This is a genomic window from Bradyrhizobium sp. WYCCWR 12699, assembly GCF_032144035.1.
GTDB lineage: Bacteria > Pseudomonadota > Alphaproteobacteria > Rhizobiales > Xanthobacteraceae > Bradyrhizobium.
Genome location: NZ_JAVTJN010000032.1, coordinates 397832 through 409809, shown reverse-complemented (window position 1 = coordinate 409809; position 11978 = coordinate 397832). Strand labels below are relative to the sequence as shown.

The 11978-nt window shown below is 64.9% G+C and carries 11 protein-coding genes and 1 tRNA gene; 6 read left to right on the top strand and 6 right to left on the bottom strand.

Going from position 1 to position 11978, the window contains the following annotated elements:
- Positions 1 to 2: 2 nt before the first annotated feature.
- Both RPS27_RS16765 and RPS27_RS16760 read right to left on the bottom strand, forming a co-directional pair.
- Positions 3 to 2777, bottom strand: a complete 2775-nt coding sequence (locus RPS27_RS16765) for a di-heme-cytochrome C peroxidase (protein ID WP_313754143.1) — start codon at positions 2775 to 2777, stop codon at positions 3 to 5.
- Positions 2778 to 2970: 193 nt separating this feature from the next.
- Positions 2971 to 4767, bottom strand: coding sequence for an adenylate/guanylate cyclase domain-containing protein (locus RPS27_RS16760; protein WP_212065956.1), 1797 nt, complete (start codon positions 4765 to 4767; stop codon positions 2971 to 2973).
- Between the two features lie 213 nt (positions 4768 to 4980).
- Between RPS27_RS16760 and RPS27_RS16755 the strand changes: the two genes are divergently transcribed.
- Entirely contained in the window at positions 4981 to 5613 is a 633-nt protein-coding gene (locus tag RPS27_RS16755) for a LysE family translocator (protein ID WP_313754142.1), read from the top strand.
- A 57-nt stretch (positions 5614 to 5670) separates the two neighbouring features.
- Positions 5671 to 6081, top strand: coding sequence for a GFA family protein (locus tag RPS27_RS16750; protein WP_194405940.1), 411 nt, complete (start codon positions 5671 to 5673; stop codon positions 6079 to 6081).
- Between the two features lie 2 nt (positions 6082 to 6083).
- Here RPS27_RS16750 and RPS27_RS16745 read toward each other — a convergent pair whose 3' ends face one another.
- Positions 6084 to 6836, bottom strand: coding sequence for a sulfite exporter TauE/SafE family protein (locus tag RPS27_RS16745; protein WP_212065957.1), 753 nt, complete (start codon positions 6834 to 6836; stop codon positions 6084 to 6086).
- Between the two features lie 89 nt (positions 6837 to 6925).
- Between RPS27_RS16745 and RPS27_RS16740 the strand changes: the two genes are divergently transcribed.
- A complete protein-coding gene (locus tag RPS27_RS16740) occupies positions 6926 to 7816 on the top strand; it encodes a LysR substrate-binding domain-containing protein (RefSeq protein WP_211418606.1) in 891 nt (296 codons plus the stop codon).
- Between the two features lie 16 nt (positions 7817 to 7832).
- On the opposite strand, the gene RPS27_RS16735 is transcribed toward RPS27_RS16740, so the two are convergent.
- Both RPS27_RS16735 and hisN read right to left on the bottom strand, forming a co-directional pair.
- Positions 7833 to 8798 (bottom strand): tripartite tricarboxylate transporter substrate binding protein, encoded by a 966-nt coding sequence (locus tag RPS27_RS16735; protein ID WP_212065958.1) that lies wholly within the window; start codon positions 8796 to 8798, stop codon positions 7833 to 7835.
- A 22-nt stretch (positions 8799 to 8820) separates the two neighbouring features.
- Entirely contained in the window at positions 8821 to 9603 is a 783-nt protein-coding gene (gene hisN / locus RPS27_RS16730; RefSeq protein ID WP_212065959.1) for a histidinol-phosphatase, read from the bottom strand.
- 26 nt (positions 9604 to 9629) lie between these two features.
- Between hisN and RPS27_RS16725 the strand changes: the two genes are divergently transcribed.
- Positions 9630 to 9842, top strand: coding sequence for a hypothetical protein (locus RPS27_RS16725; RefSeq protein ID WP_194405945.1), 213 nt, complete (start codon positions 9630 to 9632; stop codon positions 9840 to 9842).
- A 285-nt stretch (positions 9843 to 10127) separates the two neighbouring features.
- On the opposite strand, the gene RPS27_RS16720 is transcribed toward RPS27_RS16725, so the two are convergent.
- Positions 10128 to 11018 carry an N-formylglutamate amidohydrolase gene (locus tag RPS27_RS16720; RefSeq protein WP_194405946.1) on the bottom strand — a complete coding sequence of 297 codons (891 nt, stop codon included), beginning with the start codon at positions 11016 to 11018 and terminating at the stop codon, positions 10128 to 10130.
- Between the two features lie 333 nt (positions 11019 to 11351).
- On the opposite strand from RPS27_RS16720, the gene cpdR reads away from it, so the two are divergent.
- A complete protein-coding gene (gene cpdR, locus RPS27_RS16715; protein ID WP_007597092.1) occupies positions 11352 to 11711 on the top strand; it encodes a cell cycle two-component system response regulator CpdR in 360 nt (119 codons plus the stop codon).
- 75 nt (positions 11712 to 11786) lie between these two features.
- Positions 11787 to 11861 (top strand) — tRNA-Val (locus RPS27_RS16710).
- The last annotated feature ends 117 nt before the right edge of the window (positions 11862 to 11978 follow it).

Here is an 11978-nt window from a genome sequence, read left to right as displayed (position 1 = left end):
CGCTACAGCGTCTTCAGATACTCGATCAGATCGTAGCGCTCGGCGTCGTCCTTGAAGATGCGGCCGATCACACCTGGGCGTTTCGGCTCGCCGTCCTTGCGCTCGAAGGAATGGCCCAGCACGCTGTTGCCCTGGACAGGCTTGCCGTCCGATCCCGTCGCAGAGAACTCCGTCTCACCCGTCTTGCACTTTTCGTCTGCGCTGACCGCGAAACCGACGGTCTCGGGATCATAGTCGCGGCGGCCCATGCAGAATTTTTGCGGTCGCTCGCCCGCCGGCTTCAGCAGCCAATACAGCGAGGGCACCGAACCGTTGTGCAGGTAAGGCGCCGTGGCCCAGATGCCGTTCAGCGGCCGCGCGCGATAGCGCGGATCGGGCGCGGGATTGAGGCAGTTCTTGCGCGCGAAATTCCAGATTTTCGCCCGCTCGGCCTCCGGGACCTTCTCGTCGTCCATCCATTTGCGGGCGACGAGGTCGACCACCGTCATGAGGCCGAGCGCATACACCATCTCGTTCGGCGATTTGCTCGCGGTCGGGATCTCGCATTGCCACCATTTCTGCAGGTCGGCCGTATTCACCTTCAGGAAGCCGGGCACGTCGACGACCCTGTTGCTGAGAACGAGCGATTGTTCGGGATCCGTCTTGATCTCGTCGAGGGGGATCGTCACCGCGTTGAGAACCTGGCTGTCGCCGCTCGGCTCCCAATGCTTCGATGACCAGAAGGCCGGGGTGTCGGTGGCCGGCAGGTGGCATCCGGAACACATCTCGGCATAGATGGCGCGGCCGCGCTCGATGCGATCGGGCTTCAGCCGCCATGCATCGCCGAGGATCTGCGACGGCCATTTCGGCGCGAGCAGGCCGCCGAACTTCGGACCGGTGGAAGGATCGGGCGACTTGAACGGATCGGGGCCTCTCAGCATGTCCTCGATCCAGCCGAGCGTCCTGATGTTCACCGAGGAGCGCCAAATCCTGTCCTCCGGATAGGCGTCGGACAGGTTGAGCAGCGCGGTCACGCCGAGCGCTTCGCCGGCGTTGCGGATCAACGGCTGCTCGATCGAAGCGTCGTATTGGGCGAACTTGAACCACGGCACGGTCCAGATCGCGGGATAGCTGACCGGGGCGTCCTGGGCGTGCAGATTCTTCTCGAATCCCTTGACCCCGCTCAGCGCGAGATCCTGCGAGAAGACCTGGTTGCCGATGCGGTTGAGCGCGTCGAGGCGGCCGAACCCTTCTTCTGTGTCCTTCTGCTGCTTGCCGTCCCAGGTCTTCTTGCCTTCAACCGTTTTTTCCTGGGTTTGCGCCCAGTCGATCAGGAACGTAGCGGTTGCGCTGAGCTTCTGCTTGAGCGCGGCGCGGTCCGTCTTGCTGGCATCGGGGCCGAGCACGCGATCGGCAAAGCGCTGAAAGCGGAACGGAACGTACAGCGTGTAGGCGATCGACAGGCCGGTGGAGAGCTCCAGCTTCTTCAGGTCGGTCATGGCCGGGCCGCCGTCGAAGCGGACGTCCACGCCCTGGTAGTGGATCTGGCCGGTGTGGCACGCCGCGCAGGTCAGTCCGATCTTGTCCTCCTCGCGATGACCGGTCGCGGGATCGACGACGCCCGTCATCCGGGCGAAGCCGACCGGCAGGCCGTCGACGTTCTCCGCCGGCGTCCACCTGGTCGACCAGTCAGGCACCTGCGTCGTCTCATAGACATTGGCGTAGCCGAAGCGGCGCAATGTCGTCGTGTCGGTCTGGATCGACTGCGGGCTCGGGATAAAACCGAAGCTTTCGAGATAGGCGCTGTCCTTCATCATGCCCGGCTTCGAGAACAGATGGAGGCGCGGCTGCTCCAGCGCCATGAACCACTCATAGGGCACCGGGAAGGTCGCGGTGCCCTGGCTGGCATGATGGAACCAGTGCCGGTCCTTCAGCGACCAGTTCTGCTCGAGCCAGAAGGCGGCCTTCGTCTCCGGCACCGCGGGCAAAGGCGGCGGAAGCAGATTCACGAGGATGCCCTTTTGGGGCAGCATGGCGCGAACCTGGTTGGGGAATTCGGCGATGGCCACCAAGGCGACGAGGCCTAGGCCTAGGACGAACGCCGTCAGTGCCACCGCCCAGCGGAAACGGAGCTGGCAGGTGGACAGCAGCGGCTGCGACACGATCCGCTGATTGATGCGGTCGGGGAATCGGCGCTCGTTGAAAAGGGTGCGCACGTCGGCGACGCTGAGATAACGCTCCGCGTCCGTCTTGCCCTTGCCGATGATCTTCAAAAGGATGGGCCATTCGAACTTCATCAGCAGCGGGTAGTACCAGCGGGCGGCGCTGCCGGCGCGCTTGAGGTTGTCGCGCATGAAGGTGTTGATTTCCGTAGCGTTGAGGCCGGGCTCGCTGCTGCCGGTGTTCGGGTCGGTGTAGGTCCGGCCGTAGCTCGCGAGCCGCGCGATCTCGTCCTCGTTGACCTTGCCGTCGACGCCGAGGATGCGCGAGCCGGCGCCGCGCTTGTCGAGCGGACCGCCGCGCAGCGCGTCGAGCTGCGCGCCCGACCAGATGCTCTTCAGGATGTGCTTGAAGCCGTTGGCGATGAGCGCAACGCCGCGGACCTGGATGCGGGCCGAGACCTTCTTCAGCCCCGTCTCGCCGGTTGCATTCGCGATGGTCTGCGACAGCGTGTTGAGCGGCACGGTGCCGCCCTCGACGAAGCCTTCGCCGACGAGGCCGCGCAGGAACGGGCATGGATTGTTCGGCGAGACCGGGATCGAGGGATCGAAGGGGGGCTTCGAGGCGGGGTGATGCATGGCCCAAATCCTGAAAACAGCGAATCGCGAAATGGCGCGCCGATCAAGCGCGGAAAGTCCTAACAAACCGGCAGCAAGCTATACTACTTGAGCGTGTGGCGAAGTGTGGCCGAATTCACTGTTCTGTCAATAAAGGCAGGCGCGTCCCGGCCAAGACACAGCAGAACGCCCGAGGGGAGCGCGTGCCCGCCGGTCAGGACTCGGCGACGCGTTTGACGTCGCTCTGGACCAGGGTCAGCTTGCCGAGCGGCACGCCGGCCTTCAGCAGGCCCTCGCGATAATGGGCGAGATTCTCGGGCTTCTTCCAGTGGAAGTTGCGCAAGTGACGATCGACGTTGAGGGTCGGGTAGTTGCTCATCAGCACGTGGACGGCTTCGCTCGCCTCGTCGCTTCGTCCCAATTGTGCCAGGGCGGCGGCACGGATCGCCAGCGCCTGCATGTGGTTGGGGTTGATGTAGAGCTGCTCCCGCGCCCATGACAAGGTCGCGTCATATTGGCGCAACAGATAATGGCTGAAGGCGTTCAGTGCCGCCCATTGGTAGCGCGGGTCGCTGTTGTCGCGCTGCGAGGCCATCGAGAACAGCTCGATCGCCTCGCGGTGCTCGCCGATCACGAAATGGCAGATGCCGAGCACGCCGCGCGCGCCGTTGTCGTAGGGGTTGAGCGCGACCGCGCGCTTGGCGGCGTCCATCGCCGCCTCGTAATGCCCTTCCATGGCATGAGCCCAGGACAGGATGGAGAACGCAAAGGACGAGCGCGGATCGAGCCGGACGCTGGTTTCGGCGAGGTTCATCGCCTCGGCCCACATCTCGCGCGTGCCCTTGACCCAGCCGAACTGGATGCTCTGGATCTGGATCGTGGCGAGATAGGCGTGCGCGATCGACAGTTTGGGATCGACCTCGATGGCCTGGCGGAACAGATCGACGGCGGCGGCGAGGTCTTCCTTGGTCTGCCGATAGTAGTGCGACAGCCCCTTGAGAAAGCGGTCCCAGGCCGTCACGTCGGTTGAGAGCCGCGCCGGCGCCGAGGCCTCGGCCCGGACGATCTCGGTGGCGATGGCGGCGGACAGGTTGGTCGTGATCTCGTCCTGCATCGCGAAGAAATCGCCGATGTCGCGGTCGTAACGGCCGGTCCAGAGCTGCTCGCCGGTCTCCGGCGCGATCAGCTCGGCGGTGACGCGGATCTTGGCGCCGGCGCGCCGCACCGAGCCCTGGATCAGATAGGTGGCGTCGATCTCGCGCGCGATCAGGCGGGTGCTGGTGTTCCTACCCTTGAAAGCGAAGGTCGAGTTGCGGCTCAGCACGCGATAGAAGGATTGCAGCGACAAAGCGTGGATCAGATCTTCGGTGAGGCCGTCCGAGAAATATTCGTCCTGGGCGTCGCTGAGATTGGCGAAGGGCAGCACGCCGACGATCGCCGTGCGGTACTGTTGCGACAGCGCCGATGCTTCCCGCAATTCGGGGGCCAGCGCCGGTGCCCCATCGGGCGTCCAGGTAAAGACCCCGATCGGATCCTTGATGTTCTTGAAGCGGTGGTTGCCGGCATCGGTCAGCGGCACGGACAGATGCTTGCTGGCCTCGCGATAGGCCTTGGCCGAGATCGCGAAGCCACCGGGGCTCGCCACCGATTCGAGGCGGACGGCGATGTTGACATCGTCACCGAAGACCTCGTCCTCGTCGGCGATGACGTCGCCCATGTGGATGCCGAGGCGGAACTGCATGGCGCGGTCGGCGGGCAGATGGTGGTTGCGTTCCGCCATCAGCGTCTGCATCGCGATCGCGGCCTCGGTGGCGCCGACGATCGAGGGGAACTCGAGCAGGAAGCCGTCGCCGGTGTTCTTCACGACGCGGCCGCCGTGATTGAGGATGATGGGGTGGATCGCGCTGCGATGGGCCTTGAAGGCGGCATGGGTGCCAGCCTCGTCGCTGCCCATCATGCGCGAATAGCCGGCGACATCGGCGCAGACAATGGCGGCCAGACGTCTTTCCATATTCTCGCAGCTCCAAGGGAGGACAGACCGGCCACGAAATGGCAGTCGCCTCGAATCCCGCATTTCAAGAACCCTGCCTTTATAGAGCAGAAGCGGCCGGGCGATAGTAGTATCCGCATTGCAAATTCGAGGTAAATCCTACGCAATTCCGGCGGTGGACGGGACGGGACGAACGGACTATGCCCGTGCTCCCGAGGCGGGGGCACGTCGCATATGCTGGGCATTCACGAAATCTGGCTGTTCATCCTGTCGGGGGTGCTGCTCAACATCACGCCGGGGCCTGATTCCGTCTACGTCATCGGCCGCAGCATGCAGATGGGCTGGCGGGGCGGAGCCGCGGCCGCATTCGGCATCAGTTGCGGCTGTTTCGTCCATGTCGCGGCCGCGGCGATCGGCCTTTCGACCCTGCTGATGGCCTCGTCCACTGCCTTTTCGATCCTGAAGCTGGTCGGCGCGGCCTATCTGGTCGTCACCGGACTTCAGATGCTGTGGTCGCGGCCGGTGCTGGCGGCGGTCAGGGACGACGCCGAGCGCAGCTCGCTGCGGCGGGTTTTCTTGCAGGGCGTCTTCACCAACGCGCTCAATCCCAAGGTCGCGCTGTTCTTCCTGGCTTTCCTGCCGCAATTCGTCGCAGCCGACTCGGCCCACAAGCCGCTGGCCTTCCTGACGCTCGGCCTGATCTTCATCTTCACGGGAACGCTGTGGTGCCTGGTGCTGGCAGCGTTCGCGGCGAAAGCTGCGCACCGGCTGCGCGCATCCGAGGGCGCCATCGCCTGGGTCAACCGCGCGCTCGGCGGCCTCTTCATCTATCTCGGCATCCGCGTCGCCATGCTGGAGAGCCGGTAGCTCGTTCGAACGAATGAGGGAAGCTGCCCCGATCGGGGCGGCGTTCGGGAGGTTTCGATGATTCGTGGAAGCTGTCTGTGCGGCGCCGTGCGTTTCGAGATCGGCAAGGTGCGCGCGCTGACGCATTGCCATTGCGCCAATTGCCGCAAGTTGACCGGAGCCGCATTCGCCACCTACGCCCATGTCGATGCCGACAAGTTTCGCTTCGTGGCCGGCGAGGACGCGACCGTGGCTTATGAATCCGCGCCGGGGAGCTTCCGCTATCGCTGCAAGACCTGCGGCTGCTTGACGCCGGGCAATGCAAGCTATCTTCCGACCGTCAGCGTACCCGCCGGCCTGCTCGACGACGATCCGCAAACCAGGCCCCGCCTGCACGTCTTCACATCCTCGCGCGCGCCATGGTGGACGATTGCGGACGATCTGCCTCAGCACGAAAAATGGGTGCCTGGTTACGAGCCGAAATCGTAGGATCAGGCGAATTCCTTCGCCAGCGCGCTGCCGGCGAGATAGAGGCCCAGCAAAATCATCGCGATCAGGAACCAGCGGCGGAAGGCTGCCGCCGGCATCCGCGCCCGTACCGACTGGCCGATGAACATGCCGGCAAAGGCCATGGCCATGCCCACTGCGCCCGGCACGGCATTGGCCGGCGTCAACAGGCCGACGGCGGTGAGGTTGAAGGCGAGTGCCAGCGTCGCCGTGGTGAAGAACACGCCGAGCGCCTGCACCAGCTCGTCCTTCTCCATGCCGATCGCCTGCATGAACGGCATCGAGGGGATCACCTGCACCCCGGTCGAGGCCGAGATCATGCCGGTGATGATTCCGACCACGCCGCCGACCCATTTTTCGTTCCTGGGCGAGACGTGGAACTGGAACTTGTTCAGCCCGATCACGGCATAGATGACGAGCAGGACGCCGAGCACGATCGTGCCGTAGCGCGCATGCGGGCCAGTCAGCGCGCCGGCATTGAGCCAGCAGCCGATCACGGTGCCGATCATCAGCGGCCACAGCCGCCGCAGGATGTCGCGCAAATACGGGCCGACGAAGGTCTGCCAGATGTTGGTGACGATGGCGGGCACGATCACGATGGCGATGGCGCGGCTCGGCGCCATGCTCACCGCGAGCAGGCCCATGGACACCGTCGGCAGGCCGAGGCCGACCACGCCCTTGACGAATCCGGCGAGCAGGAAGACGGCGGCGATGAGGATCAGGAGCGGGTCGATCATGCCTGCACATTGACCGAAGCTGCGCGGGCGCACAATCTGGAGGTTACGGAGTAAGCCTTCGCTTGGAACGAAGGCTGGGAGACCTGTCCATGCGCTTCGACCTTGTCGACCTCCAGCTCTTCATCGCGGTCGCCGACCAGCGCAGCATCACCCGCGGCGCGGAACGGTCGCATCTGGCCCTGGCCTCGGCCAGCGCGCGCATCAAGGGGCTCGAAGACGCGCTCGGCGTCGCGCTGCTCAAGCGCGGCCGCCGCGGCGTCGAATTGACCGCGGCCGGCGAGAGCCTGCTCGACCATGCGCGGCTCGTCATCCACCAGGTCGACGCCATGCGCGGCGATCTCGCGGGCTTCGCCTCTGGCGTGCGCGCCAGCGTGCATTTCCTCGCCAACACTTCGGGCCTGTCGGAGCATCTGCCCAAGGCGCTGGCGAGCTTCCTGCGCGAGCATCGCGACGTCGCCGTCGACATCGAGGAGCGCGAGAGCACCGACATCGCGGCGGCGATCACCGCGGGCGCCGCCGATCTCGGCTTCGCCGCCGAGCACGCGCTGCCCGAGCATATCGAGCGCTTCGTGTTCAGCGAGGACCGTCTCACTTTGGTGACCGCGCGCCGCGGCCCGTTCGCCGGCCGCCGCCAGATCGACTTCCAGGAGGCGGGGGCCTGCGACTTCGTCGGCCTGACCAGCGCCACCGCGCTGCAGATGCACATCTCGAAACATGCGGCCCGGCTCGGCATGCGCCCGCATTTCCGCGCGCGCCTGCGCGATTTCGATGCGATCTGCCAGATGGTCGCCGCCGACGTCGGCGTTGCCCTGGTGCCGGAATCCGCCGCCCGCCGCTGCGCAAAGCTGATGCCGCTGGCCATGGTCCGCCTGCGAGATGCCTGGGCGAACCGCCGCCTCGTGATCTGCGCGCGCAGCTTCAAGGCACTGCCGCGGCCGGCCAAGATGCTGGTGGAGCATTTGCGGGCGGCGGCGGTGTGAGCGGGGCTTCCGAGAGTTACTTCGCCGTCTCCACCCCGGCGTCCTTGATCACCTTGGCCCACTTCGTCGTCTCATCCGCGATGAAGCTGCGAAAATGCTCCGGCGCGTCGCCGACCAGCGTCGCGCCCTGGGCTGCGAGCTTCTCCTTCACCGCGGGATCCGCCATCGCCTTCGTTGCGAGGCCGTGCAGCGCCGCGACGATCTCTTTCGGGGTGCCCTTCGGCGCAACCATGCCGTACCAGTTCTCGACGCGCAGATTGGGAAAGCCGGCTTCCGAAAGGGTCGGTACGTCAGGCGCGGTCGGCGCGCGCTCGGCCGAGCCGATCGCGATCGGCTTCAACGCCCCCGCCTTGACCTGCGGCAGCAGCACGGGAAGATCGAGGAACGTCATCTGCACCTGCTGGCCCAACAGGTCGTTCACGGCCGGCGCGGCCCCGCGATAGGGCACGTGCACGATGTCGATCCCGGCCGTCAGCTTGAACAATTCGCCGGCGAGGTGCGGCAGGCTGCCGGGGCCGGAGGAGGCGAAATTGAGCTTGCCGGGCTGCGCCTTGGCCAGCGCAATCAGCTCGCCGATATTTTTCGCCTCCACATTGGTGGCGACCACGAGCATTTCCGGCACGGTCGCAACCAGCGTCACCGGCGTGAGATCGGTCTGCGTGTCGTAGGCGACTTTCTCCATGCTCGGGCTGATCGCGAGCGCGCCGGCCGAGGAGATCGCGATGGTGTAGCCGTCGGGCGGGGCCTTGGAGACGGCGTCGGTGCCGAGCACGCCGCCCTGGCCGCCGCGATTGTCGATCAGCACCGGCTGGCCCGACAGCTCCGACATGCGCTGGCCGATTACACGCGCGATGATGTCGTTGGGCCCGCCGGCCGGGAACGGCACGATCAGCTTGATCGGTTTGGCGGGGAAATTCTGCGCCGCCACCGCTGACGGCAGCAGCAGGAACAAGCCAAGGAGAAGCCGGCGTGAGATGGTCATGCAAGCCTCCCGCTCGCGTCTGTTATTGGTTCAAGAGCTTCAGTGCTTCTTCGTGAACCCTGGCGTCCCCGGCCGCGACGATGCGGCCGCCGCCCTGGGCCGGCTTGCCCTCCCACGTGGTGACGACGCCGCCGGCGCCGGTCACGATCGGGATCAGCGCGGCGATATCGTACGGCTTCAGCTCGGTCTCGACCACGAGGTCGACGTGGCCCGCGGCGAGCATGCAATAGGAGTAGCAGTCGCCGCCATAGCGCGACAGCCGGGCGCCCTGCTCGATGCGGCCGAAGATGGCGCGGTCGCGCTCGTTCATCAGCAAGGGGCTGGTGGTGTAGGTCGTGGCTTCCGAAAGCGAGGCGCACCGGCGAACCTGCAGCCGACGCTCGCCGGAGGGGCCCTTGTAATTGGCCGAGCCGTTGTCGCCGGAGAAGCGCTCGCCGATGAAGGGCTGGTGCATCATGCCGAACACCGGCGTGCCCTTGTGCAGCAGCGCGATCAGCGTCCCCCAGATCGGAAAGCCCCCGATGAAGGATTTGGTGCCGTCGATGGGGTCGAGCACCCAGACGTAGTCGGCGTCCTCGCCCTCGTTGCCGAATTCCTCGCCGACGATGCCGTGCTGGGGGAAATTGGCCTTGATCAGCCGGCGCATCACCGCCTCGGCGGCGCGGTCGGCTTCGGTGACCGGATCGAAATCCTTGGTCTTGCTCTTGTCGTCGATCGACAGCGAGGTGCGGAAGAACGGCAGGATGGTTTCGCCGGAGGCGGTGGCGAGCCGTCCGATGAAGGCGGAGAAGTCGATCACCGTCACAGGCCAATCCTCAAAGCGAAAGTTGGGTGAAGCTCGGCTCCTGCCTAGCTCAATTCGCCTCCCGCGTGCAGCGCTGTCTTGATTTGCACCCTGGTATTTTGGATGCCGAAGCGGACTGCCCCATTCAAGTCATCCGCTGGACAAATATCGATCACGGCATTGAAAACTTAGTTCCGACGGTGCCTCGTTCGTATGCAAACGTCTATCAAGCCATTGAATTTCCTTATCAAAGAAACTGAATCTGGGTTTCCATGGAAGCAATTGAGCCATGTGCGTATTGCATGGGAAATGGCTCAAAAGCCCTTGCGCTTTGTGCGGCGCGGTCGCATATTGTTGCGGTGCGGTAGCGCTTGGCGTTACCGCTGCCCTCCTTGGGCGTTTCCTCCCTAGACTTGGGCCGCTTGCGTCATTCGCGAGCGGCCCTTTTTTCTTGCCGCAGTCGATTTCATTTTGGGGCGCGCAAGCTTGCGAAGCGAAAGCGCGCTCGCGCCTGGAGCATCGTCGTTCGGGAGAGAAGCCGGCGCCTATTCCGCCGCGGCCTGGAACGGGCCGAGGTCGGCGAACGGAATCGTGGTCGCCAGCACGTCGGCGAGAACGCCGAAGTCGGCCGCCACTTGTGCAAAGCGCGGGCTGCGCTCGCGTCGCCGCTCGTCCATGTAGATGGCGCGGTTGAGCTCGAGCTGCACCGCGTGCAGGCCGCTCGCGGGATTGCCGTAATGCTCGGTGATGAAGCCGCCGGCATAGGGCTTGTTGCGGCCGATCGAATAGCCGAGCCCGGTCATGGTCTCCTCGACCCGGTCGGGCAGCAGCGGCGTGCAGCTGGTGCCGTAACGGTCGCCGATCACGACGTCGGGCCGGCGCGGCTCGTCCCTACTGACGCCGACCGACGGCATCGAGTGGCAGTCGACCAGCACCACGGTGCCGAACATCTGGTGCACCTTGTTGATCAGCCGGCGCAGCGCGCGATGGTAAGGCTTGTAGAGCGTCTCGATCCGCCCCAGCGCATCGTCGACCAGGATGCGGTCGCGATAGATCTCCTGGCCGTCGCCGACCACGCGCGGAATGGTGCCGAGGCCGCCCGCGACCCGCATCGAACGGGTGTTGGCGAAGCTCGGCAGGCGGCCGGTGAACATGCGCGGGTCGAGCTCATAGGGCTCGCGATTGACGTCGACATAGGAGCGGGGAAAGTTGACCCTGACGGTTGGAAAGCCGCGCTCGCTCAAATGGCCGATCAGCTCGTCCATGAAGGAGTCTTCGGACCGGCGCAGCGTCGTGAGGTCGATCCTGGACGCGGCAAGGAATTCGTCCGGATAGGTTGAGCCGGAATGGGGCGAGTTGAAGATGACCGGCGCGCGCCATTGCGCGGGCTCTACGATCTCGAAGGCTGGCGACGTCTCGCCGTCAAACCGGGTCATCTTCTCAGGCTTCGTCCCTTCGCGCCGGCATCTGGCAGGGGCCAGACCGCAGTGATTCGGCCGATGGATGCGGCTCTTATGTGTCGTCATTGTCCGGAATCGCAACCATTCTGCCAAGCGAAAAGATGTAGCGGTCCCTTGGAACACGTCTTAACCGTGCGGGCAGGGAGGCGGGGATGCGCCGGCGCGGTTCGATTGCTTCGAGCCGTTTTCCGGTTCACAAGGGTGCGGCAGCGCGAGCCGGCCCAGGGTAAAGATTTTCACCCCAAATTTACCCTCTGTCGGGCTTAGTGACCTCTGCTGATATCCTCTGGGGATGCGACGATTCCTGCCATGCCAAAGATCCTGCTCGCCGAAGACGACAACGACATGCGCCGTTTCCTGGTCAAGGCGCTAGAAAACGCCGGTTTTCAGGTCTCGTCCCATGACAACGGCATGGCCGCCTATCAGCGGCTGCGCGAAGAGCCGTTCGAGATGTTGCTCACCGACATCGTGATGCCGGAGATGGACGGCATCGAGCTTGCCCGCCGGGCCTCGGAACTCGACCCCGACATCAAGATCATGTTCATCACCGGCTTCGCGGCGGTCGCCCTGAACTCGGATTCGGACGCCCCCAAGAACGCCAAGGTACTGTCCAAGCCCGTGCACCTGCGCGAATTGGTCAGCGAAGTGAACAAGATGCTGGCGGCCTGAATAGGCCTCCTTCCGTCCTTGCGCCGGGTCCCCTGAGCCGTTATAGGGACCCCACCCGACCCAAGTGGACTTTTAGGGCACGTAGCTCAGCGGGAGAGCACTACCTTGACATGGTAGGGGTCACAGGTTCGATCCCTGTCGTGCCCACCACGCTTCGCCAAAAGGCGTCGCGTGGCGCAACCACGCCCAATAAAGGCGAAGCGTGTCCGGCGTAGCTCGCAGAGCGAAGACGGACCTAGGTGCCTTCTCGGTATCTCCGAACGAATC